Annotated in this window: 28 protein-coding genes; 9 read left to right on the top strand and 19 right to left on the bottom strand. The window is 44.1% G+C overall.

The features are described from left to right. The 3 genes from AC07NA_RS11890 (at position 1) to AC07NA_RS11900 (ending at position 2,550) form a co-directional block, all read left to right on the top strand. Complete coding sequence (locus tag AC07NA_RS11890) at positions 1–627, top strand: response regulator (RefSeq protein WP_345213746.1); 627 nt, start codon at positions 1–3, stop codon at positions 625–627. Positions 628–1,300: 673 nt separating this feature from the next. Then, complete coding sequence (locus AC07NA_RS11895) at positions 1,301–1,669, top strand: VOC family protein (protein ID WP_494897784.1); 369 nt, start codon at positions 1,301–1,303, stop codon at positions 1,667–1,669. Positions 1,670–1,683: 14 nt separating this feature from the next. Beyond that, positions 1,684–2,550, top strand: a complete 867-nt coding sequence (locus AC07NA_RS11900; RefSeq protein WP_345213743.1) for a helix-turn-helix domain-containing protein — start codon at positions 1,684–1,686, stop codon at positions 2,548–2,550. Positions 2,551–2,572: 22 nt separating this feature from the next. Here the strand turns inward: AC07NA_RS11900 and hisS are convergent, their stop codons facing one another. Next, on the bottom strand, positions 2,573–3,943 hold the full coding sequence (hisS, locus tag AC07NA_RS11905) for a histidine--tRNA ligase (protein ID WP_494897785.1): 1,371 nt from the start codon (positions 3,941–3,943) through the stop codon (positions 2,573–2,575). A gap of 625 nt (positions 3,944–4,568) precedes the next feature. Further along, the gene (locus AC07NA_RS11910) at positions 4,569–5,708 is read right to left on the bottom strand and encodes an NAD(P)/FAD-dependent oxidoreductase (protein WP_494897786.1); all 1,140 of its coding nucleotides are present in this window, start codon (positions 5,706–5,708) and stop codon (positions 4,569–4,571) included. A gap of 58 nt (positions 5,709–5,766) precedes the next feature. Here AC07NA_RS11910 and AC07NA_RS11915 point away from each other — a divergent pair, with 58 nt between their 5' ends. Further along, positions 5,767–6,495, top strand: coding sequence for a zinc metallopeptidase (locus AC07NA_RS11915; protein WP_345213740.1), 729 nt, complete (start codon positions 5,767–5,769; stop codon positions 6,493–6,495). A 165-nt stretch (positions 6,496–6,660) separates the two neighbouring features. Here the strand turns inward: AC07NA_RS11915 and apaG are convergent, their stop codons facing one another. Then, entirely contained in the window at positions 6,661–7,047 is a 387-nt protein-coding gene (apaG, locus tag AC07NA_RS11920; protein ID WP_345213739.1) for a Co2+/Mg2+ efflux facilitator ApaG/CorD, read from the bottom strand. A gap of 50 nt (positions 7,048–7,097) precedes the next feature. Continuing rightward, entirely contained in the window at positions 7,098–8,090 is a 993-nt protein-coding gene (gene dusB / locus AC07NA_RS11925) for a tRNA dihydrouridine synthase DusB (protein ID WP_494897787.1), read from the bottom strand. A gap of 42 nt (positions 8,091–8,132) precedes the next feature. Between dusB and AC07NA_RS11930 the strand changes: the two genes are divergently transcribed. From AC07NA_RS11930 to AC07NA_RS11945, 4 genes are read left to right on the top strand one after another with little or no spacing between them, the layout of a single operon-like run. After that, complete coding sequence (locus AC07NA_RS11930; RefSeq protein ID WP_494897788.1) at positions 8,133–9,065, top strand: CPBP family intramembrane glutamic endopeptidase; 933 nt, start codon at positions 8,133–8,135, stop codon at positions 9,063–9,065. Next, the gene (locus tag AC07NA_RS11935; protein WP_345213736.1) at positions 9,066–9,278 is read left to right on the top strand and encodes a putative signal transducing protein; all 213 of its coding nucleotides are present in this window, start codon (positions 9,066–9,068) and stop codon (positions 9,276–9,278) included. It begins immediately after the preceding gene. Continuing rightward, positions 9,275–10,078: a phosphatidate cytidylyltransferase gene (locus AC07NA_RS11940; RefSeq protein WP_494897790.1), complete on the top strand. Its 804-nt coding sequence runs from the start codon at positions 9,275–9,277 to the stop codon at positions 10,076–10,078. Before AC07NA_RS11935 ends, AC07NA_RS11940 begins: the two co-directional genes overlap by 4 nt. Positions 10,079–10,105: 27 nt before the next feature. Continuing rightward, positions 10,106–10,810 carry a phosphatidylserine decarboxylase family protein gene (locus AC07NA_RS11945; RefSeq protein ID WP_345213734.1) on the top strand — a complete coding sequence of 235 codons (705 nt, stop codon included), beginning with the start codon at positions 10,106–10,108 and terminating at the stop codon, positions 10,808–10,810. 457 nt (positions 10,811–11,267) lie between these two features. On the opposite strand, the gene rplS is transcribed toward AC07NA_RS11945, so the two are convergent. From rplS to AC07NA_RS11980, 7 genes are all read right to left on the bottom strand, one after another. Beyond that, complete coding sequence (gene rplS, locus AC07NA_RS11950; protein ID WP_345213733.1) at positions 11,268–11,615, bottom strand: 50S ribosomal protein L19; 348 nt, start codon at positions 11,613–11,615, stop codon at positions 11,268–11,270. Positions 11,616–11,797: 182 nt separating this feature from the next. After that, the gene (trmD, locus tag AC07NA_RS11955) at positions 11,798–12,472 is read right to left on the bottom strand and encodes a tRNA (guanosine(37)-N1)-methyltransferase TrmD (RefSeq protein ID WP_494897792.1); all 675 of its coding nucleotides are present in this window, start codon (positions 12,470–12,472) and stop codon (positions 11,798–11,800) included. Positions 12,473–12,613: 141 nt separating this feature from the next. After that, positions 12,614–12,814 (bottom strand): helix-turn-helix transcriptional regulator, encoded by a 201-nt coding sequence (locus AC07NA_RS11960; RefSeq protein WP_494897793.1) that lies wholly within the window; start codon positions 12,812–12,814, stop codon positions 12,614–12,616. Positions 12,815–12,822: 8 nt separating this feature from the next. Beyond that, positions 12,823–13,722: a hypothetical protein gene (locus AC07NA_RS11965; RefSeq protein WP_494897794.1), complete on the bottom strand. Its 900-nt coding sequence runs from the start codon at positions 13,720–13,722 to the stop codon at positions 12,823–12,825. Further along, on the bottom strand, positions 13,719–14,156 hold the full coding sequence (locus AC07NA_RS11970; RefSeq protein WP_494897795.1) for a hypothetical protein: 438 nt from the start codon (positions 14,154–14,156) through the stop codon (positions 13,719–13,721). The genes AC07NA_RS11965 and AC07NA_RS11970 overlap by 4 nt, the downstream gene beginning before the upstream one ends. Positions 14,157–14,225: 69 nt before the next feature. Continuing rightward, on the bottom strand, positions 14,226–14,750 hold the full coding sequence (gene rimM / locus AC07NA_RS11975; RefSeq protein ID WP_494897796.1) for a ribosome maturation factor RimM: 525 nt from the start codon (positions 14,748–14,750) through the stop codon (positions 14,226–14,228). An 86-nt stretch (positions 14,751–14,836) separates the two neighbouring features. After that, positions 14,837–15,364 carry a 30S ribosomal protein S16 gene (locus AC07NA_RS11980; RefSeq protein ID WP_494897797.1) on the bottom strand — a complete coding sequence of 176 codons (528 nt, stop codon included), beginning with the start codon at positions 15,362–15,364 and terminating at the stop codon, positions 14,837–14,839. Between the two features lie 113 nt (positions 15,365–15,477). On the opposite strand from AC07NA_RS11980, the gene AC07NA_RS11985 reads away from it, so the two are divergent. Then, entirely contained in the window at positions 15,478–16,047 is a 570-nt protein-coding gene (locus tag AC07NA_RS11985; RefSeq protein ID WP_494897798.1) for a 5' nucleotidase, NT5C type, read from the top strand. A gap of 190 nt (positions 16,048–16,237) precedes the next feature. On the opposite strand, the gene AC07NA_RS11990 is transcribed toward AC07NA_RS11985, so the two are convergent. From AC07NA_RS11990 to AC07NA_RS12025, 8 genes are all read right to left on the bottom strand, one after another. After that, the gene (locus tag AC07NA_RS11990; RefSeq protein ID WP_494897799.1) at positions 16,238–16,996 is read right to left on the bottom strand and encodes a 2-phosphosulfolactate phosphatase; all 759 of its coding nucleotides are present in this window, start codon (positions 16,994–16,996) and stop codon (positions 16,238–16,240) included. 49 nt (positions 16,997–17,045) lie between these two features. Beyond that, positions 17,046–18,128: a glycine cleavage system aminomethyltransferase GcvT gene (gene gcvT, locus AC07NA_RS11995; RefSeq protein WP_345213774.1), complete on the bottom strand. Its 1,083-nt coding sequence runs from the start codon at positions 18,126–18,128 to the stop codon at positions 17,046–17,048. Between the two features lie 44 nt (positions 18,129–18,172). Further along, entirely contained in the window at positions 18,173–19,399 is a 1,227-nt protein-coding gene (locus AC07NA_RS12000; RefSeq protein WP_494897800.1) for a glycosyltransferase family 4 protein, read from the bottom strand. 88 nt (positions 19,400–19,487) lie between these two features. Next, the gene (gene rnhB / locus AC07NA_RS12005) at positions 19,488–20,096 is read right to left on the bottom strand and encodes a ribonuclease HII (protein ID WP_494897801.1); all 609 of its coding nucleotides are present in this window, start codon (positions 20,094–20,096) and stop codon (positions 19,488–19,490) included. Positions 20,097–20,149: 53 nt separating this feature from the next. Next, positions 20,150–21,388, bottom strand: coding sequence for a PP2C family protein-serine/threonine phosphatase (locus tag AC07NA_RS12010; RefSeq protein ID WP_345213777.1), 1,239 nt, complete (start codon positions 21,386–21,388; stop codon positions 20,150–20,152). Positions 21,389–21,433: 45 nt separating this feature from the next. Beyond that, positions 21,434–22,645 (bottom strand): ABC transporter permease, encoded by a 1,212-nt coding sequence (locus AC07NA_RS12015; protein WP_494897802.1) that lies wholly within the window; start codon positions 22,643–22,645, stop codon positions 21,434–21,436. 76 nt (positions 22,646–22,721) lie between these two features. Then, the gene (locus AC07NA_RS12020; protein WP_345213779.1) at positions 22,722–23,066 is read right to left on the bottom strand and encodes a carboxymuconolactone decarboxylase family protein; all 345 of its coding nucleotides are present in this window, start codon (positions 23,064–23,066) and stop codon (positions 22,722–22,724) included. 10 nt (positions 23,067–23,076) lie between these two features. Continuing rightward, on the bottom strand, positions 23,077–23,925 hold the full coding sequence (locus AC07NA_RS12025; RefSeq protein WP_494897803.1) for an AraC family transcriptional regulator: 849 nt from the start codon (positions 23,923–23,925) through the stop codon (positions 23,077–23,079). Between the last annotated feature and the right edge of the window lie 159 nt (positions 23,926–24,084).

Raw genomic sequence — 24,084 nt, forward strand, 5'->3', positions numbered from 1 at the left:
ATGAGCCGCGATATAAGAGTGAGTATTATTGAGGATGACGAAACCATAAGGCAGGGCTATGCCTTTTTAATTGGTGAGGCCGATGGTTATGAAGTAGTAAGCCATTACAGTACCTACGATGATGCCGCTCGCAAAATCACCGGCGATAAACCCGATGTGATCCTGCTGGATATTGAAATGCCCGGTACCAACGGCATTGAGGCTATCCCGAAATTGAAGAAGCTGCTTCCTCAGTGTTTTATACTGATACTTACCGTATACGAATCGGAAAAGCAAATTTTTAATGCGCTTGAAAACGGCGCATCCGGCTATCTTACTAAAAACACGCCACCGTCGCGTATTATCGAATCTATAAAAGAGGTAAAGGAAGGCGGTGGACCTATGAGCATCAATATTGCCAAGCTGGTGATCAAATCGTTCCAAAAGAACCAGGAGTCGCCGCTATCAAAACGTGAAACCCAGATACTCGAACTCATCCGCGATGGTAAGAACCGCAGTCAGATAGCCCGCGAACTCTTCATCGACCTCGAAACCGTACGCAGCCACGTGAAAAACATCTACCTAAAACTTGATGTAAATTCACGCGCCGATGCCATTAAAACGGCTAAGGAAAACAAGTTGATTTAGGTGGCACGTATTACCTTGTTGTCATTTCGAACGATGAACGAGGAGAAATCTTCTTCATAAGGCAAATCGTAAACATGCATGATGAAGAAGATCTTTCACTTCGTTCAAGATGACAGGTTAAGATGGGGCTCTCTGTGTTTCTTTGTGAAAAAAACTCTGTGTTCTCAGCGATTAAAACTCAGCTACCTCGGCGGTAAAATTGAACTTTTAAGCATAGCGAAGAATCTTTCACTTCGTTCAAGATGGGGCTCTCTGTGTAACTCTGTGAAAACCTTTGTGCTCTCTGTAGTTAAAACACTCAACAACCTCAGCGGTAAAACCAAATCATTAAGCTTAACTAATAGCTAATACCACCCCCATATAAAAAGCTTTCCTGCCTTTAATGTTAAGAAATCGTTCTGTATATTCTAAAGTTGAAAAGATTAATCGTTTTATCAGTGCCAAAAAGTGCCTTTTAATCCTATTAATCGTCAATTAATCTAATTTATACCACAAAAATCCCCCTATGTGGGTGATACTATAACCCATAACTTAGTCTACCTTTGATATCAGAAGTTATTAACTGACCGTCTTTCTGCGACATCTAACCGGGAAAATTCAAGCTACTCTTATTTAAATTTTAGGTATACCCTGTGTTTTCCTGTTTTTACTAATTAGCCGGTAATAATAATGTATGAAACTAAGGTATATACCCGTACACGCGGGTAAATTTGAAGAACAGATAAGCTTTTACACTGAGAAATTAGGCTTTAAAATTATTGACGACAAGCCTCTTTATGAGGATGGATCGTGCGTGATATTAGAAGCCGAAAATCATGATGTATTGCTTGCTGTATCAAAGCAAAATCCTGATAACAGTTTCGAAAATTGCATTGTTTTGAATACCGACGACTGCCTGAACGACCATCACCAGCTTAAAACAGCGGGTATTGAGTTTAGCCGGGAGCCGGAATATTTGCCGATTGGTTTGGTCGCCGAGTTTTTAGACCCCTGCGGTAATAAATTTTTACTTGTGGAGGAACGGGATTACACAGACTACTAACATTCTACCTTATCATGGACTACTCAAAAACCTTAAGAAACAACAACAAAATATATAGCCGCACCAGCAGCAGGCAAAATGCTATGCAATGCTCGTCTGATTTTAATATCAGATTTGTATTAAGCGGCAACGAAAGCTACCAGATCGGCAGGCGCAACCTGTCTATCTACCCCGATTCTTTTTTGATACTCAACAAAGGCACCCATTATGCCAGCAGTGTAGGCTCAAATGACCCGGCGCAATCGTTCTCCATTAATTTCGATCAGCAATTTTTGAACGATTTTAAGAACAGCCACGAACAAACCGACAGGTCGTTATTAGAGGGGCAGGGCTATTTGCAAAGACAGGAGGATGAGTTTAACGAAACCATTTATCCTTTCAAGGGCGATATCAGGTACAACATTTTCCACCTTAAAAGCAGACTGGATAATGGCTTGCAGGATGAAATGCTGATTAACGAATACCTGCACCACTGCCTTATCAATTATTATAAAATTTATAATACCGAGGTGCTGGAGAAAGCCGGCAATCTTAATTTTTTAAACAGTAGCACCCGTGTAGAAATATTGCGCCGCCTTAACATGGCCAAAGAGTTTTTGTACACCAACTTTAACAGCAATATCAGTTTGGAAGATTTGGCGGAGCATGCCTGCCTTTCGGTTAATCACCTGCTGCGCACATTTAAACAGGCGTTTAAGTTAACGCCGCACCAATTTTTGGTACAATTGAGGTTGCAAAGGGCGCAACAGCTTTTAAAAACAACCAAGTATCCTATTAACGAGGTGGTGAGCATGGTGGGCTTTGAGTGCCCGAGTTCGTTTATACGCCTGTTCCGTACACATTACAAACTTACCCCTTTAAAATACCGGATGACCGCCTAAGGCGGTCATCCGGTATTTTAACTTATTGTAGTTTTTCGGTGATTTGCGCGATGTTCAGCTTTTGCTGTTCGCCGCTGTTCATATCTTTAAATGCCAGCAGGCCGCTTTCCATCTCTTCGCTGCCGATGAGGATAGTGTAGGCAATTTGTTTGCTGTTGGCATATTCCATTTGCTTTTTAATTTTGGCACCCGCAGGGTAAAGCTCTGCCTTTACATCTAATGCGCGAAGGCGTTGCAACAGGGGCAGGGCGTATAATTCGGCATTTTTATCAAAGCAGCAGATCAGTACTTTGGTGCTTTGCACAGCTTCGGTAGGGAAAAGGTTTAGTTCTTCCATTACATCGTAAATTCTGTCGGCCCCGAAAGAAATCCCTGCACCGGTCAGATTCTTCAGTCCGAACATCCCCGTAAGGTCGTCGTAACGGCCGCCACCGCCGATACTGCCCATTTGCGCCTCATTGGTTTTAACCTCGAAGATAGCGCCGGTATAATAGTTCAGTCCGCGGGCCAGGGTTATATCCAGTTCCAATGTCGCTTTTTGTAGCGGGGCTATTTTGATGTAGTTTAGCACGGTTTCCAGTTCTTCACAACCTTTCAGCCCGATTTCTGATGTAGCCAGGGCCTCACGCAAGCTTGCCAGCTTTTCGGTATTGGTGCCTTGCAGTAATATTACAGGCTTCAACTGCTCAATATCCGCCTCGGTAAAGCCTTTGGTAAGCAGCTCGGCAGTAACGCCATCCAAGCCTATTTTATCCAGTTTGTCAATGGCTACAGTAAGGTCAATTATACTATCGCTTTTATCTATAACCTGCGCAATCCCTGATAGTATTTTTCTATTATTGATTTTTATAGTGAAATCTTGCAGTCCCAACTTGCTTAAAGCCTCATCATAGATCTGTATAAATTCGGCTTCGTTCAGTAGGGAATCAGAACCTACCACATCGGCATCGCATTGGTAGAACTCGCGGTAACGGCCTTTCTGTGGCCTATCGGCACGCCATACGGGTTGCACCTGGAAACGCTTGAACGGAAAGGTAATATCGTTTTGGTGCTGCACTACATAACGTGCAAACGGAACGGTAAGATCGTAACGTAAAGCTTTTTCGGAGATAGAAGCCGTTAACGCGTTTGAATCATTGGCAGCAAGAGTGGCGGGATTGGCTTTTGAAAGAAAGTCGCCGCTGTTCAATATTTTAAAGATCAGCTTATCGCCCTCATCGCCATATTTACCGGTAAGGGTGCTCAGGTTTTCCATCGACGGCGTTTCTATCTGCTGATAACCATACTTGCGGAAAACCGACTTAATGGTATCAAAAATAAAATTACGTTTAGCCATTTCGGCCGGAGAAAAATCGCGGGTACCCTTTGGTACCGATGGTTTAATGGATGCCATGCGGCAAAGGTAAAAAATTGCGGGGATTTAAGGTGTGTTGGGTAGGTATGCTGTTAGGGTAGGTGATTATTTATTATAAATGAAAGTGTTTGATTACGGGTACTTCATCAAGTATTGCTATTGTCGTAAGGTAAGAAGCAATCTTCTGCTTAGGATAGGCTTCTTGCTGTAATTAATGTTAGTCTGCTCTTGGGCGCAGTGCCCCATTACTTTTGAGGGCAAAAGTAACAAAACCCTTGTCCAGCAATAGGCTTCTTTGCCGCACGAGGCCTTACCCTGCAAATCGTGCAGAACTTGGGGCTGGAACTTTTGCCCCGCCGCTCTTTTCCTCCCCCACATGCAACAAGTTCGCTATGCCCGCCTTTGCGCTCATGGCCTCCATAGTTCTGCCCGCTTTCGCCCGAAGCTGTTTGCTGACGGGAAGAAACAGTCAGAAGCTTTTTTGCTTGCCATACCATACTATTGCGCATATCAACTCACCCCGACTTCCCTGCTCTCGCCACCCCTCTCCGCAAGCGGAAAGAAGGGTTTTACAAGGTGGTTTTTTATCTTTTCATCCCTCTTTGCGCAGCAGAGAGGGTGGCCCAGCGAAGCGTAGACCGGGTGAGTCGACTATGTCGGTTGCTTACCCCAAAACCAACTCCGCCACCTCTTCTCCAACCAAACTACCCATGGCTACGCCCATGCCGTTGCAACGCACAGCGCAATAAATATTGGGTGCTATTTGTTTTACAATAGGGCTTAGCTCGTTGCCGAAACCCATGATGCCGCTCCACCAGGTATCTATTTGTACTTGCTGGCCGGGTAAAATTATGTTGTTGAGATAGTGCAGCAGTTTGGCCTTTACTGCTTCGGTATGGCCCATGTCCCAGGTTTGTTCGGCGTTAAAATCGATATTGCGGCCGCCGCCGAAGAGTATACGGTTGTTGATATTGCGGAAGTAGTAATAGCCTTCATCAAAATGATAGGTGCCCTGTAGCTTTAAACCGGTGATAGGTTGAGTTACCAGTACCTGCCCGCGGCCGGGCTTAACATCCAGCTCGGCGAATAGCTGCGCGGCAAAAGCATTGGTGGCCAGTATCACTTTGCCTGTTTTAAAATTACCCTGCGAAGTGATCAGGTTGATGCCCTCACCTGTTTGCTCGAACCGTTCGATAGCGCAATTATTCAGCACCAGTACACCCGCATTATATACTTTTTGCAGCAGGGCGCGCATCATCTTACCGGTATCTATCTGGCCTTCACATCGGTTTACTATTATCCGGCTTACTTTATCAAACCCAAAGTCTGCAATTTTGGCATTGGCTACTGCATAAATGTCGCGTTCGCCGGTAGCTTGTTGCAATAAGTTGTTAAAGTATGTTAATTGCTCAATGCAGGTATCGGCACGTACTGTTTCGTGCTGCATAAACAATTCGTAGCCGCCATGCTGCTGATAGTCGATATTGGTATCGCCCAGGTTTTGCCTTAGCTTTTGCAAACCCCGCCAGCGATAGTTCACCAACTGCATAGCTTCCTCTTCCGATGAGGCTTTTATATTGGCAATTTGCTCGGAAATAGTGCCGAAACAGGCGAATCCGGCATTTTTTGTACTTGCGCCCGATGGTAGAAAGCCCCGCTCCAGCACCAGTATATTCAGCTTTGGCTGCTGTGTTTTTAAATGCAGGGCAGCACTAAGCCCTACCAGTCCGCTGCCGATGATGATCACATCGCTGTTATTGATGAATGATGTTTGCTCCCAGTAGGAAAACGTTCGCGTGCTCACTTTGTTAATGGTATATAACGGAATACTTTTTGAATATAGGTATTTATAAAAACACAATATGAATCATACAGCACTAATAACAGGATTTATTACGTACAATTCGGCAATTTTCCTGATGATCGCGATTGCATTGATAAGCTTTATTGTGCAATGGCGATTTAAAAGTAAATTTAAACAATATGCCGAGATGGGGTTACTATCCGGTCTTTCAGGCGCGGAGGTTGCCCAGCGCATGTTACGCGATAACGGCATCAGCAATGTACAGGTAATATCGGTAGAAGGCCAACTTACCGACCACTACAACCCCGAGAACAGAACGGTAAATCTTAGTCCGGATGTGTACCACGGCCGCAGTATTGCCGCCGCAGCCGTTGCCGCTCACGAATGCGGACACGCCGTACAGCATGCCAAAGCTTATGCCTGGTTAAGTTTCCGCTCGGCAATGGTACCTGCCATTAATGTGGCATCAACTTTAACACAGTTTACGCTTACTATTGGCGTGCTACTGCTGTTCTTCGCGCATAACTCGTATGTGCTGGCCATTGGCGTTGCCGCGCTGGCATTGGTAACCTTGTTCAGCTTTATAACGCTGCCGGTAGAGTTTGATGCCAGCCGCAGGGCATTGGCCTGGTTAAACAACAATTACAACGTGATGCAAACCCGCCAGGAGCACGAGCAAGCCAAAGACGCCCTATGGTGGGCCGCCATGACTTACGTAGTTGCAGCACTAAGCGCATTGGCAACGCTGTTGTATTATGCGCAGTTTTTGTTCGGCAGGAGAGACTAAGAAATTTAGAATCAAGAGATAAGATTCAGGATATAAGAATTAAGTCCAAGAATATCAAGACGAGAACTTAGCTAATAAAGAAAGCCGGTCTGCAAATGCAGACCGGCTTTCTTTGTTTTATATCCTGACTCCTGAATCTTATTTCCTGATTCTCCTGCGGAGCGATTAATTCATCCTGTAAGGCGCTATTAAATAAAACTCAGGGATCTGTACGTCAAATTCCGAATTATCTAAGAGGCGCAGCATTTGGTATTCGCCTTTCATGCTGCCCATATCGGTTTTGAGGTTACAGCCCGATACGTATTCGTGTGAGTTGCCCGGTTCAATAATGGGTTGTACACCTACTACGCCTTCGCCCTCTACTTCACGTTTAGCGCCGTTTGAGTCGAAGATATACCAGTGACGGCTCATTAGCTGCACGGCATAGTTACCCATATTTTCAATGTTTATCCGGTAGGCAAACATGAAGTGATCGTTTGCCGGATTGGAGTATTCCGGTTGGTATATAGTTTCAACTGAAACCTTAACACCTTCAGTTATAGTGGTAACCATGATTAAGATTATTGTTCTTTAAAATCAAATATATTATTTCCGCCCTATAATCACACCATTTCGCGCGAATATTTTACATCTATCTCACATAAAATGTCCTGTACCTCGTCAATTGTGGCGGCGGTAACCAATTTCATCCTGAATTCTTTAAAATTCTCAATGCCTTTAAAGTAATTGGAGTAATGCCTGCGCATTTCAAATATGCCCGTTTTAAGACCTTTCCATTCTATTGATTTCTCTAAATGGGTGCGGCACACCTCAATACGTTCGGCAATGGTTGGGCCTTCCAGTTTTTCACCTGTTTTAAAGAAGTGTTTTATCTCGCGGAAGATCCACGGGTAACCAATAGCTGCACGGCCGATCATCATACCATCCACCTCATATTCCATACGCCAGTTGGCGGCCTTTTCGGGCGAATCGATATCGCCGTTCCCGAAAATAGGGATTTGGATACGCGGGTTCTTTTTAATATCATGTATCAGCGACCAATCAGCCACGCCCTTATACATTTGCGCACGGGTGCGGCCATGTATGGTAAGCGCCTTAATGCCTACATCCTGCAAGCGTTCGGCCACTTCGTAAACGTTTTTGGTATTATCATCCCAGCCTAAACGGGTTTTTACCGTTACGGGCAGGTGCGTAGCATCCACAACGGCTTTGGTCATTGCTACCATTTTATCAATATCCTGCAATAAGCTGGCGCCGGCGCCGCGGCAGGCTACCTGTTTAACCGGGCAGCCGTAGTTGATATCCATCAGGTCGGGATTGGCCAGCGTAGCTATTTCAGTAGCTTCGCGCATGCTGTTGATATCGCTCCCGAATATTTGTATCCCGATAGGGCGTTCGTATTCAAAAACATCCAGCTTTTTACGGCTTTTGGCAGCATCACGTATCAAGCCCTCCGACGAGATGAACTCCGTATACATCATATCCGCACCATTCATTTTACACACATAACGGAACGGCGGATCGCTCACATCTTCCATCGGTGCAAGTAACAGCGGGAAATCCCCTAAATCAATATTTCCAATTCGTACAGACATAGCTTATCTTTAAGCCCTGCAAAAATAAGAAAAATTAAGTACATGACTGACAGGCAACACTATTACATTACGCCGCCTTTACAATTGGTATATCTTATCCTCGTTGGTTTTGCCTGTGCCATCTTCGGCATGCTCATATCAGTGCTCATTATTAAGGTGCTATACGGCATGGATGTTTTTAGCCAGGCCATGGCAATTTCACCATCATCACCGCCCGAAGCCATCAGCGCGCTCAAAATATTGCTTGCGGTTGGCAACACGCTGTTCATCTTTTTTGTACCGGCTCTGTTTTTCGCCTACCTGGTGGTGCACGATGCCGAGGAATACCTGAAGCCCTCCATCCGGTTCCCATGGCTGCTAATACCGCTGGTGCTGGTGGTCATGTTTATATCAAGCCCTACTATGGAGCTGCTTACCAATATCAATATGCAGCTTAAGCTGCCCGCGTTTTTAAAGGGGGTGGAGAATTGGATGCGTGAATCTGAAGAAGAATCGCAGCGAATTATTGAAGTGGTATTAAAAATGCGCGGCCCCGGCGATCTTATTTCGGGGCTTGTTATCGTAGCTTTATTGCCTGCCATTGCCGAGGAGTTTTTGTTCCGCGGATGTTTGCAAACTATTTTTCACCGATGGACAGGCCGCACCCATTCGGCAATATGGATCACCGCTATATTGTTCAGCACATTCCATTTACAGTTTTTCGGCTTTTTGCCACGTGTTTTACTGGGCGCTTTATTTGGTTACATGGTAGCCTGGAGCGGCAGTATATGGCCGTCGGTTTGGGCGCATTTCATCAATAATGGCACGGCTGTAATCTGGACGTATATGTACCAGCACAAACAAACCAGCATTGATGTGAACGATGAGCACATTTTTAATTATACAGGCTATGTAATTAGCCTGATTTTTCTTTTATTTTTGTTGTGGATCTATAAAAAGATTGCCATAGGCAAAAACAGGGTCGCGGAATATTAAATGGAAAAAAACTGGGTAAAGATCTTTACTTCATTCAATTTTTATCAATCAGAAATTATTAAACAGATGCTTACCGAGCATCAGATAGATACTGTATTGCTCAATAAGCAGGATTCATCTCACCGCGCTTTTGGCAATATAGAGGTTTACGTTCACCAGGAGGATTTTAGCACTGCTATAGAGATCATGATCCTCAATCAGATCAACACATGAGAGTACGCGCCATTACAGGCTTCTTTTTTATCATCGTAATGCTGGCATCGGTGTTAATTAACGCAGCAGTTTTTACAGGGTTCTATTTAATATTAAGTGCTTTTTGCCTGCACGAGTTTTATAAACTGGTTAAGCAAAGCGGCACACAGCCCAACATGAGCGCCGGGCTTATTAACGGTGTATTCATTTTCGCGCTTTTTGCAGCGCAGGCATATTTACCAGGTTATAAATTACTGTTTTTATTGCCGGTAACACTATCGGCCATTTTTATACAGGAATTGTTTAAAAAAGCTACCGCGCCCTTCAATAATATCGCTTATAGTTATTTGGGGCTGATATTTACCATTGTACCGTTTACGTTTTTCCACGCGCTGGCCTTTGTGAGCGGCAGCTTTAATTTTCACCTGCCATTAGGCTTTTTGCTGTTGCTTTGGGCTAACGATACCGGCGCATATTTGGTAGGCAGCAAACTGGGCCGTGTAAAGCTGTTTGAAAGGCATTCGCCTAAAAAAACCTGGGAGGGCTTTATCGGCGGCATACTGATCACCGCGGGCGTTGCGCTTATATTGGGCCATTACTATGGTGAATACAGTTGGAAACAATGGGTATCGGTAGGGATACTCATCAGCACCTTTGGTACCATGGGAGACCTGGTTGAATCAATGTTTAAGCGCAGCATCAACGTTAAGGACAGCGGCGGCATATTGCCCGGCCATGGCGGCCTGCTCGACAGGTTCGATGGCTTGTTGCTGGCGGCACCAATTGTATATGCCTACCTATACTTCATTTCAAATGCTTAGTTTTGTAAAAAATATCTATAAAAAACGATGACTTTTCATAAAGAAGGCTACACATCACTTGCTATCTGCATTCTCTTCATTTTTGTGTTGAATGCGCTTATTCAGTTCTATTTCCCGCAGGCTTACGCGTTAAAGTGGGTTATTTACATCCTGTCGTTCCTGCTGTTCGCTATTATCGTGCAGTTTTTTCGCAGTCCGTCAATAACCATAGCTAAGGACGAAACACAGGTGCTTTGCCCGGCCGACGGTAAGGTGGTAGTAATTGAAGAAACTGAAGAAACCGAGTATTTTAAAGATAAACGTATTCAGTTATCGGTATTTATGTCGCCCGTTAACGTGCACGTAAACCGTAACCCAATAGCCGGTGTGGTAAAGTTTTTTAAATATCACCCGGGTAAATACCTGGTAGCGTGGCATCCAAAATCATCTACCGAAAATGAGCGTACTACCATTGTTATAGAAAACAATGTGGGCATACCGGTATTGTTCAGGCAAATTGCAGGCGCGTTAGCCCGCCGTATTGTATGGTATGTAAAAGAAGGCGATGTTGTTGAGCAAGGCGACCAGTTCGGCTTTATCAAGTTTGGTTCAAGGGTCGATTTGTTTTTGCCATTAGGCACCAAGATCAACGTAAATATAGGTGATGTAGTAAAAGGTGGCCGCACCGTATTAGCCGAATTACAGCCTGCTGTAAAAGCACCAAAAACGGAAGCCAAAAAGAAAACGGTATAAGTTATTGATTGGTGCTTCGCGAAGTGCTAAGGATATATATTGGAAGAGCGATGAGTTTATACTCGTCGCTCTTTTTTGTTAAGGTTGATGCTGTAGAGGATATGATGGTCCGTGTTAATCAACTCACCCCGACTACGCTGTGCTGGTCGGCCCTCTCTGCGCGAGCGCAAAGAGGGCGGGAAGATCAAATCTTGTCATTTCGATGAGGAACGAAGAGAAATCTTCTTCGTCAAACAAGTCGAAGACCAGAATAGCGAAGAAGATCTCTCACTGTGTTTCGAGATGACAGTGCCCCACTTAATACCTGTGGTCTTAAGTGCAACTAAGACCTGAGTGATCATTAACGTCAATCTACCCACAGATAATCCCACCCATATTTTCGGCCAACAAAAAAACCTCTTCGGAAAAATCCGAAAAGGCTTTATGTATCGTGTTCCGCCTCCTAAGGCGGCAAAAATTAAACTCTTTTTGATTTGATACGAGCTGCTTTACCTGTAAGGGCACGCAGGTAGAATAGTTTAGCACGGCGTACTTTACCGTAGCTGTTCACTTCTACTTTATCAATGTTTGGTGAATTGATAGGGAAGATACGCTCAACACCTATACCGTTTGATACTTTACGTACGGTAAATGTTTCAGAAACACCTACGCTGTTACGTTGGATAACAACGCCCTGGTAAACCTGGATACGCTCTTTGTTACCTTCTCTGATTTTATAATATACGCTAACAGTGTCTCCGGCTTTAAACGTCGGAACTTCTTTCTTTACTACTGTTTGCTCTTCTACAAATTTTACTAAATCCATGATTTTTAGCCTTTAAAAGCGATTTTTAGCCCGTAAAAATCGGATTGCAAGTATAGAGATTTTTTTTGATAATTAAAAACCGTTTTTAAAAATTTCCACAAAATATATTTTACTAACAATTTATGGCGGTTTTTACGCATTCACAGTGCTTTACAATTCAAAAAACATCCGTGGCCGGCAGGTTACTTCAGCAGATCGGGCCTGCGGGTGCGTGTACGCTCCAGCGCTTGCTCAAAACGCCATTTTTCTATTTCAGCGGCGTTGCCGCTTAATAATACATCGGGTACTTTGTGGCCATTCCAGTCGGCCGGGCGGGTATACAATGGCGCATCCAGCAAGTCGCCCTGGAAAGAATCGCTCAGGGCAGAGGTTTCGTCGGACAGTACGCCAGGTATAAGCCTCACCACGGCGTCAACCAGTACCGCGGCAGGTAGTTCGCCGCCCGAAAGCACATAATCGCCTATGGACATCTCACGGGTTACATATATATCGCGGATCCGCTGATCGATTCCCTTATAATGCCCGCATAAAATGATGATGTTCTCTTTAATGGATAGCTGGTTTGCTATCTGCTGGTTAAGCGTAACCCCATCCGGCGACATAAAGATCACCTCATCATATTCGCGTTCGCTTTTTAATTTATCAATGCAAGCCGCGAAGGGTTCAATATTCATTACCATGCCGCCGCCGCCGCCGTAAGGGTAGTCGTCAACACTTTTTTGCTTATGGGTGGAGTAATCGCGCAGGTTATGCACGTGAATTTCGGCAATGCCTTTTTTTTGCGCACGCTGCAAAATAGAATGTGCAAACGGGCTCTCCAATAGTCCCGGCAAAACAGTAATGATATCAAAACGCATGGCGCAAAGATAGGCTTTTTGAGATGCAAGAGACAAGAACCACGAGACAAGAGGGATTCTGGAGGCAAGAGTAAAGAATCAGGAGACGGGAAAATGCGTGTTCTATCTTGACTCCTGATTCTTTACTCTTGAATCTCCCCCTTAATCTTCCTCCTCCAAAATAAACACCTCCTCAACAGGTTTGCCGAATACACGGGCAATTTTGAGGGCGAGTATGGTGGAGGGTACGTATTTGTTACTCTCTATGGTATTGATGGTTTGGCGGGATACGCCTATCAGGTCGGCGAGCTCGGCCTGGGTCATGTTTTTAATGGCACGTTCAACGCGCAGCGAATTTTTCATGGTTGCGCTTATAAAATATTCATATTGAGCTGACCGCTTTTACGGCTTGTTTCTTTCGATAAACGATACAACCTGTATTGAAAAACGATTACAAATATCAGCGGAATGGTGATAAGATTAATTTCCTGTACCAACAGAAACTCAATTCCGTAACAAAAAATATTGGCCAGCAATAGTATGGCATAGTTCACATACACGGCAATTTGCATGGCGCTAAGCCTTATCGAATTAATGTACTCATCTTCTACCCGCTCTTTAGAGTAGATCCACAGCAGTAACACGAATGGCATAAAGTAAAATAGGTACTCAAAGTAATCCCCGCGAAAAAGATCGAGCATGCCATATAACGATGGCAGCAGCAAAGCGATGGATAATACCTTGCCTGCAACATTATAAGGCTTGTTGGGTAAAAAGTGCAGCGGGATATCCTGGTACTCGTTTTTGCTTTTATACAACAGGTAATAAAAGCGGGCGATGAATATAGCTAAGGGCAAAAAGAAATTATCGAGCGAAAACTGGAAGCCCTTATTGGTAAGCGCCTCTAAAAACTCCACTTTAAACGCCTCGTTAAGCAGGGCAAGCAACAGCCAGGCAGCATATAGCAGGTAGTTGGCCAATATGGCCCAATATAAGGCGTTTAAACGAATGCGGGCGGTAAGCTCATCTTCGCGCTTTACTTTAGAGAAGGCGATGAATAGCATTCCTCCAACTACCAGCGTTAGTGCCAGCTCATTGGTGAAATTTTCAAATGCGGCCCGGTCAAGGTAACTACGTGTACGCAGGTGAAGCTCAAAACCCGGAATGGCGTAATCACGAAAAACCACAAAGTACCCAAGGATGAAACCCGGAATGGCCATCAGGATACCTAATATCCTGAACACTGGCGGAAAAAGATAACGCGCTTTCATATTTTTCCCTCCTGTAATGAACGATTAAGTAAATACATTTTCCACCGGAAAAGAATGATGAAAAACACAAGCGGACTAATAACATTATAAGCTACGATAGTTAAAAAAGATATGCCGGATGTGAATAGGGTACATGCAATAAAAATTGCATAGTTTAAGTAAATCGCCCATTGCAAAGCATCCAACCGCACCTTCATAATGTATTCATCTTCTTCTTTCTCTTTAGAGAACGCGATCAATATAAGCCCGATAATTACAATTAGTATATTAAAATCGTTAGAGGCCCGCATGCCCAGGCTCTGCGCTTCGTTAAGCCCCTTGGCGAAGCCCTGCGGATGAATAATTTTCATGATTATCGCATAGGCGACATCAAGCGCGAAACACAAATAGCCCACTATACGCCACTTGTGAGGAAATAAATAACGTGCTTTCATAATATCAAATTTGTTTTACCAAATGTAAAACAAATTTGACAAAAGTCAAGCATGCTTGACAAATATTTTTTAATCCAAATAAATATCCAGCAAGCCTTCAGGCAAATCAACCGATACAATGCCTTTTACCACATCAATGCCCTGTATAATTTCTTCATTCAAGGGGAAAAGCACTTCACAGTTTTTGTAAGTAACGGTAGCTATCAGCTGTTGCGGGTATTGCTGTATATCGGTAATCTCGCCCAGTTCGCCTTCGTATATGTCTATCGCCATAAACCCTTTCAGGTCCATCAGTGTAAACTCTTCTTTCTTCTTTTTAGGCTTTAGCTTATTGGGCAGGTAAATATCTTTTTTTACCAATACCGATGCCTTTTCAACCGTGTCCACATCTTCCAGGTAAACATACGCGCCATTTTTGGGGCCATATTTTACCGAGGCAACAAAGTAGGGCACCAGCTTGCCAGCCATGTCAACAAATACGGCATTGTATTTTATGTTCTCCAACCCGTCGAAATCAACAAACAGTTGCATTTCGCCTTTAAGGCCCTTGGTTTTTAATATACTGCCTATCCTGAAACTATCTTCGATCTTCATTTCGTCAAAAAAATTTGATTAAAAATAACAATGGCGATGCCTTTGCAGGTACATCGCCATTGTTATAATACATTTTACTGAAATAATTATTCAGCGCTTTCAGCTTCCGGTTCAGCAGCAGCTTCTTCAGTAGCAGGCGCTTCTTCTTCAGCAACAGGAGCATTTTTAGCGGCAATTGCAGCAGCTCTGTCTTCTTTTTTCTTAGCTTCAGCAAGTAAAGCAGCTTTACGGGCTTCGTCTTTAGCAGATACCAGGTCAGTTTTTTTACCTGTGATCTTGCCATCTTTTTGATCAAGCCATTCAGCAAATTTCGCATCGGCTTGTTCTTGAGTTAAAGCACCTTTTTTAACACCGCCTTGTAAGTGTTTTTTGTATAAAACGCCTTTGTATGAAAGGATAGCACGGCAAGTATCAGTTGGCTGTGCGCCATTGTCTACCCACTCGAAAGTTTTATCAAAGTTAATGTCAATTGTAGCCGGGTTGGTATTTGGGTTGTATGAACCTAAACGCTCAATGAAACGACCATCACGCGGTGCGCGAGAATCTGCTACCACGATGTAGTAAAAAGGTTTCCCTTTTTTACCATGTCTTTGCAATCTGATCTTAGTTGCCATGTTTTAATTTAAAATTATGTATTCAACATTGTTCCCGGAGTTTCTTTCAGCGGGGACGCAAAGGTACAAAAAATAATTATTTATAAAACACTAAGCCATAAATAATTAAATAAGTGTTTAAACTGCTTTCTAAAAGCCCTATTTTAGCCAGTATGAACAACAAACTACGCCTCGCCATTGATATGGACGAAGTAATAGCGGATACAATTGGCAAATTCATTATCCTTTACGAAGAACGCCATCAAACCAAAGTTGTGCTTGATGAAATGCACGGCAAAGAATTTAACGAAGTTTTACCCGAAGAGATACGCCATACCCTGCGCCAGTACATCAACGAACCGGGCTTTTTCAGGGATATCCCTGTAATGGAAGATGCCGTTGAAGTGCTGCAACAATTGAACGAAAAGTACGACCTCTATATCGTATCGGCTGCTATGGAATTTAAAAATTCACTGGCCGACAAGCTGGAATGGCTTAACGAGCATTTCCCTTTTATATCGTGGACCAACATCATCTTTTGCGGCCATAAAATTGTGAACGTAGATATCATGATTGACGACCGCCTAAAAAACTTTGTGAACTTCGAGGGGCGCAAAATACTCTTTACATCGCCGCATAACCTGGCCATTGACGGTTACGAACGCGCCGATACATGGAAAGATGTTGCGGGGATGCTACTTTAAGTTGTGAGTTGCGGGTTGTGAGTTGTAGGAAAATCGGCTTCGATGCCTAATTGTTTATTTAACCGCGGAGGTAGCTGAGGTTTTCGCGGAGTTCGGGGAGGTTTAAAATTCGAGAAAGACTTACGAAGTTTTAAAAACTTCGTAAGTCTTGGCAATGTGCTTCGTGAGTATTGAAAGATAAACTTATTTCTTAAACAGTCAGCTTTACCAGCTTTTCGCCATCAAGTATCGGGATAGCGGTGGTGGTATCTACATTGAGGCAAAAAGCGATATCTGCTTCGATGCCCAATTGTTTGAGGCGTTCGCTGTGCGATGTTTTTTTGAGGTAACCATCGAGATCGTCCTTTGCTAACTGAAAAAGATCATTAGCCGCGATAGCCGGATCATCGGTACGCAGGGTGGTCTCCTTTAGCTGCTCTACTACGGCACCTGCAAACAGGGTATCTTCAAGATTGAAGTTGTTTTTCCAGCCTGCGCAAACAAGCAGGATATTATCGTTCTGCGTTTTTAACCAATCGCACAGCGCGGTAATGTTTAAAAACGAACCCAATACTATCTTTTTAGCTTTGAGCGACAGGTGCAGCGCGTGCGTGCCGTTTGTAGTAGTAAGCACTACGGTTTTACCGGCCACTTTTTCTTTAGTGTAAGAGAACGGCGAATTGCCAAAATCAAAGCCTGATACCACCTCGCCGTTGCGCTCGGCGGCCAGCAGGTAATCGAAACCTTTTTCGCGGTAAGCCGCGCATTCTTCCACCTGCGACACCGGGATTATAGCCTCGGCACCATTTTCGATACCGTAACAAATAGAAGTAGTAGCCCTGAAAATATCTATAATAACAACTATATATTCCTCTACATTATAAAGAGGAATAAGTGCCGGGGTAAGGCATACTTCTAAACGGGCACTCCTGCCTGTTGAGGCAGGAGCTAAATTTTCTGTCTGTGTCAATATCTGAATATATTATTACTCCGGTTCCCCCTTTAGGGGGATAGGGGGATTATGCTTTATAAAAAGGCGGCTTAACAATTTTAGCCTTCACTTTATTATCACGTATCTTGATGAATATTTCGGCATCCTCTTTGGCAAACTCCTTGTTTACATAACCCATACCGATAGCTTTTTGCAGCGATGGCGATTGTGTGCCCGAGGTTACCTTGCCAATTACATTACCATCGGCATCAACAATTTCATAATCATGACGAGGGATACCGCGGTCTATCATTTCAAAACCAACCAGTTTTTTGCTGATACCATCTTGCTTTTGTTGCTGCAAAGCGGCCGAATTGGTAAATTCCTTGCTGAACTTGGTTACCCATCCTAAGCCTGCTTCAAGCGGCGATGTGGCATCGTCAATATCGTTACCGTACAGGCAAAAACCCATCTCTAAACGCAGGGTATCGCGCGCGCCCAAACCAATTGGCTTAATACCGAAAGGCTCGCCTGCTTTAAAAATGGCTTCCCATATTTGCTCGGCGTTATCATTATCAAAATATATCTCAAAACCGCCCGCGCCTGTGTAACCGGTGGCGGATACCACTACGTTATCAATACCGGCAAAAGTTCCTTTTTTAAAGGTGTAGTACTCCATAGAAGCCAGGTCGATGCTGGTAAGGCTTTGGAGCGCCTCGGCAGCTTTAGGGCCCTGAATGGCCAGCAGTGAAGTACGGTCGGATATATTTTTCATCTCAACACCGTTGGTGTTAAACTTAGAAATCCAGTTCCAGTCTTTTTCAATATTTGAGGCATTAACTACCAGCATGTAGGTTTTTTCGTCGATACGGTAAACCAGCAAATCGTCAACAATACCGCCGTCTTCGTTAGGCAGGCATGAGTACTGTACTTTGCCATCGTATAGCTTTGAGGCATCGTTACTGGTAACACGTTGTATCAGGTCGAGGGCGTTTTCGCCTTTCAAAATAAACTCGCCCATGTGGCTTACATCAAACACGCCTACGCCTTTGCGTACGGTTTCGTGTTCGGCGTTTATGCCTGCATATTGTACGGGCATATTGTATCCGGCAAAAGGCACCATTTTGGCACCGGCCTTAACGTGTATATCAGTTAATGCTGTATTCTTCATGTGTCAGTTAAAATTGGGGCAAAAATAGCAAAAATACGCACAAATCAGGCATGTGCCAGGCGCTTATAATACGCGGCCAGTTTAAGGGTAACGGCCTCTACATTGTGCTGCTCTTCGGCCAGCAAACGGGCGTTCGCGCCAATGGTTTTGCAAAAAGCTTCGTCGGCAATGCAGCGTTGTATAGCTTCGTAAAATTCATCGCGATTGTTGGCAATGAGTATATTGTGCCCGTGCTTGTAATTGATACCTTCGGCACCCAGCGATGTGGATATAATACACTTCTGCATGGCCATACCCTCTACAATTTTAACCCGCATACCACCGCCCGATAGCAGGGGCACTATCATAATGCACTTATTGTTCACAAACTCCAACGCGTCATCTACCTCTCCCTGTATGTATATTTTGCCCGGCACTTCGTAATCATCAAACTGTTCGGGGATATCGTTACCGGCAACATACAGCCGCGCGCGCAGGTCGCCATTGCTGAAATCGCTGTGGAAATTATCAATGAACCACTCCATACCTTCGCGATTGGGCAGCCAGGCCAGCGATCCTAAAAAGAACAGACTCGGAAATTCCGTCTTGTCGCAATCCGGGGTGTACTTCAACAGGTCGATACTGATGGGCAGCACCTCTACCGGAACACGAATATCATACGAGCGGATGGTTTTTTCATCCTGCCCGGTAAATACAATGATGGCATCAAAATGGGCGAGCTGTTGCAGCTCATAACTCCTGATACGCTTGGCAAGCATCGTCAGGTATATTTTTTTAAACGGATCTGATTTTTGCTGCGCCAGCCTGAACCATACCTGGTGCTCAATATTGTGCGCCCGGTAAATAAGCTTCGCCTTTGAATTTTTACGCACAGCGGCCAAATAAGGCACCACGAACAAGCCTTCAAACTGTACAATATCATAATCTTGACTTTGCAGTTCGGTTATAATGATGTTTTCGAGCTCTTCGTTGTAATAACGATCAATAATGTGTGCCGTTTGGCTGAAGAGGTTAAAAAAAGCATCAACCATACTTACCGAAATATCAACATGATGCGAGCGGTAATTTATTTTATCGAGGATATCGTCGGTAGCGTGCAGGCGGTCGTTTTGCTTTTTCTCGTCGAGCGAAATCAGCGAAACCTCGTGCCCGAGGTTAACGAGACCTTTAATGGTATTATACACCACTATAGGGTATCCGCCGTTTTGCGGAAACAAAGTACGGTGCGACAATATCAGTATCTTCAATGGGGCTTGGATGGTTTGTAGCAAAAATACTTAATTGCCAGTTACAAACAAGTAATCGGTACGTCAGGAATGGATTATTCTACTAATATTTTTTGGCAGTATAGCGAATTGTTTATGCCTGCTCAAATTCTATCCTGATCTGCGGGTTGGTCACCTTAAAACTAAGGCGATGGTAAGGGGTATGGCCCAACCTTAAAACCGTATTGCGGTGTTTTATAGTAGGATAGCCTTTATTGCTGTGCCAATCGTATTCGGGGTGTTCGGCAGCGATGAGCTTCATATAATCATCGCGGTAGGTTTTGGCCAGTATAGATGCTGCCGCTATGCTATAATACTTGGCATCGCCCTCCACAATGCAGTGGTGCGGCGTGGTTTCGTATTTGTTAAAACGATTGCCATCTATAATTAAAAACTCCGGCTTTAAGGTAAGCTGCGCGATAGCGCGGTGCATAGCCAAAAAAGAAGCGTTCAGGATGTTGATTTGATCTATCTCTTTATTACAAACTGATGCCACGGCATAGGCTATGGCCTTTTGCTCAATTTCGGTACGCAGCTGGTAACGAATGTCTTCGGATAGTTGTTTGGAATCGTTCAGCAGGTGATGGTCGAAATCGGCAGGGAGAATTACAGCGGCGGCAAAAACAGGCCCTGCAAGGCAACCGCGCCCGGCTTCATCACATCCTGCCTCAATTAATTCATGCTGAAATCTTGCTAATAACATCGTTGCTGCGCTTATCTTTTTTATCAAATATCTGATAAATTATGATAACGGGCTTAAAATATTTTTAGTGTAAGGAGGGTAATGTCATCAATGGGCTTGGCTTTTATAGCCTTGTTGAGGTGATCTAAAATGGCTTGGTTAAAATCGATAGGCGGGAGTTTGCCATTCTTTATTACGCAGTTCACCAGTTTGTCGTCGTTCCACTGCTTTGATACATCGGGTTCGTGATCCATCAGCCCATCGGTATAATTAAAAATGAGCGTATTGGGTTCTACATCTACCTCGCCTTCGTTTAAAAACGGCAGATCGTCAAAGGCGCCTATCATGGTGGTGCCTAATTTAAGCGGAACCGCCTCGCCATCGCAAAACATGATGGATGGGTTATGCCCCGCATTAATATAGTTGAGCTTGCGTGTTTGCTGGTTATATCGGGCCAAAAACAGGGTGATGAATTTTTCGCCCTTGGTGTTTTTAAGTACAATGTCGTTAAGCCTGTCGATGATATTGGTGAGCTCGGGCTCTACCGTTACCCAGGCACGCAGACTGGCCTGAAAGTTGGCCATGAGCAAGGCGGCCGAAATTCCTTTTCCCGAGACATCGGCAATACACCATATATATTCGTGGTCGTTTATGCGGATGAAATCGAAATAATCGCCGCCGATGTTTTGATGGGGAAGATAGCGGGCATCAATCTCGATATGCTCGTCTTTGTGCATGCGCACCGGGATCAGCATATTCTGCACATCGCTGGCCAGCTCCATTTCGCGCTGAAAACGCTCGGATTGCAGCTGCTGCTTAAACAATTTCCGGTTCTCCAGCGCCACCAATATCACGTTGATAAGAGTTTGCATAAAGTTGAGGTCGTTGCTTACCATCTCTTCCGGCGATTTAAAATCGCCTATCAATGCAAAGGCTACCGGTTTATTTTTTTGGTAGATGGGGATATAATAATCGTACTGCGAAAGTATGCCGTTCTTATGCCCCGAAACAGGGATGGCCTCACGGAATTTTTTTAATAACAGGCAGGCCTTATAAAGCTCGTAAGTAGGTTCTGTTTGCCCGCCATATTTTGATATACACACAAAAACACCCTCGTCTTCAATTAAAAAACGCAGCTTACCCATATGCAGATAATTCTGGCATATTACTTCAAACATTTGAATGAGTACAGGTGTAGCCGTATTTTTATTGATAGCGCGCGTTATCTCCAATAAAGAGTTTAATTCCGACTGCCGTTTAAGTAACAGTCTAATTAAATCGTCTTCACCTGAATTAGCTTCGTTATGCTGCATTGGTTGTATATAGAAGGCTTTCTATAAAATTAGAAAATAATTTTTTTAAACAAGGATACTTTGTGATTTTATATCAAAGGCATCCCTTAACCCTACCGTTACTAAATTAAACGCGTAAATGGTGAGCATAATGGCCAGTCCCGGTATTATGGCCAGGTGTGCCGAATCCATCACGATGTACCCATAGTGTTCCTTGATCATCCCGCCCCAGGTAGGCATTGGCGGCTGCGCCCCAAAACCTAAAAAACTCAAACCCGACTCTAACAGAATTGCCGACGCGAAATTTGATGATGCTATCACTAATATCGGCCCTATAATATTAGGTAAAATATGCCGCATTATTATACGCCTGTTATTAAAACCTAAAGAACGGGCTGCTTCTATATATTCTACCTGTTTTAAACCGATCACCTGTCCGCGTACCAGCCGCGCTACCTCTACCCACATGGACAGGCCAACCGCAATATATATTTGCCATAAACCCTTGCCCAGCGCGAAGGAAATGGCAATAACCAGCAGCAGTGCCGGTAACGACCATAGTATATTCATCAGCCAGCTTAATGCCGCATCTATTTTGCCACCAAAATAACCGGCCACCGCACCAATGCTTACACCGATAAGCAAACTGATGATCACCGCCACCAAACCCACCGAAAGCGAGATGCGTGTGCCCAATAATAAACGGCTCAGCAAATCGCGACCGTAAATATCGGTGCCTAACAGGTAGGTTTTGATTGTAATGTTTTCCGTGCGGATCCCATCTCTAAAGCGTTGATAAAGCGGCTCGCCAAGCGGCAATACGCTGTGCCTGCCCGATGAATAGAGCACTATAACATTACTGCCGCTGTAGGCCGGCTTTTGCCCGGTAACTACCTCAAATATATTGTAAACCTTACGTTCTGGTTTATCCTCGTCGCCAATGTATTCGTCAACATAAACCGAATCGGCCTTAAAGCTATAACCGGTTATGGGGATGTTGCGATAGAAATCGGGCTGACCGAAAAGCATTTTTTTTAAGACACCCACAGTATCCACCGGTTCATCTTTACGGATGCGCAGCAGCATAAACTTTGATCCCGGTTTTTTAATGCTGAGTTGAATGATCATGTTATTGGCCTGCGGCGTATCGTCGGGCATAATTAAATAGCCCAGTATGGCTACAACAATGCAGATAGCGATGAACACAACTCCGCCAACGGCAAACTTGTTGCGCATAAATACCTTACGGGTCCGCTGTGCTGGGGTGAGCTCGGCCAAGATCTTTTTTGTTTAAATATGCTTTAAATACGGCAATAATTCATCGCCCAGTAAAAACAAATGAACGTGTAATGACTTAAGCCTCGTTCAACTCATCCCAATACTCCACCGCGCGGCGATAATGCGGTATCACTATTGACCCGCCAACCAAATTGGCTATCATGAAAATCTCGTTCATTTCATCGCTGTTTACGCCTGCTTCGTGGCATTTACCGAGATGGTATTTTATACAATCGTCGCAACGTAACACCATGGATGCTACCAAGCCCAGCATTTCTTTGGTTTTTACATCAAGCGCGCCTTCGGCATAAGAGGTGGTATCCAGCGCGAAAAAACGTTTGATATTGGTATTGGCGGTTTCCATTATCCTATCGTTCATTTTGGTGCGATAGGCATCAAATTCATCTGTTAACTTTCCCATTGTGTATGTATTATTCTAAAAATTTCTTCCGGTAATTTAAGGGGCTTACCTGCATGCGGGCCTTAAATGTTTTGTAAAAGTGCGAGACATCGCCAAAGCCACAATCAAACGCGATGGCCGATATCGGCTTATCGGTTTGTACCAGTAACTGCGTGGCGTAACTAAGCCGGTACTCAATAATGGTATCCATAAAGGTGCGGCGGGTTACCCTTTTAAAGTATTTGCAAAAAGCGTTGGGCGTCATGTTGGCTATACCGGCGGCTTCCTCTAATGATACATGGCTCCTGAAGTTCTCTACCAAATAGGCAAACACGGGGTTAATTCGCGGCTGTTCGCTCATGCTGATACCGGGCAATATACCATGCTGATCAAGCAATACCTGGTTGCGGCTTTTGGCCAGCGTTTGCAGGGCATCCAGTAATAAAAGCAGCTTTTTGAAACTCTCGCTATTACCGGTAAACTGCTGCATAATGGCTTTCATATCCGTATTCACGCTTTTAAAGCAGATACCGTTACCGCTTTTTTGCAGCAGGCGGCTAATGTGCCTTAACTCGTGCCGGGTAAAAAAATCATCGCCTAAAAATTCGGGCACAAACTGTATCACTATAGAGCAGGCATCATCCTGTTTGCCCTCCAGTTTCCAGCAGTGGGGCACATTGGGACCAAGCAATACCAAGTCGCCCGGACCAAAATTTTCCATGTGGCTGCCTACATAACGTTTGCCGGTGCCGCTTACTATGTAGGTAAGTTCGTACTCGCGGTGGTAATGGTAAGGTGCGTTAAACCCTTCTGCATCAAATGTTCGCGCCAAAAAAGACTGCTTATCGTTATGTTTTATCAGCTCGTATGAGGCCTTCATTTTTGCGTATAATGTCGGGTTTGTTTGTGTGGGTAATTATATGGATAATATACGCCATTATTATGCCATAAAACATATTTTTTTGGCAATAAGTAAGCCGGATATTTAGCACACCAATAATTCCTGAATTATGAGCTTTACCAAATTATCGTACAGCAC

The organism is Mucilaginibacter sp. GW821-FHT07G05 (genome assembly GCF_059418565.1).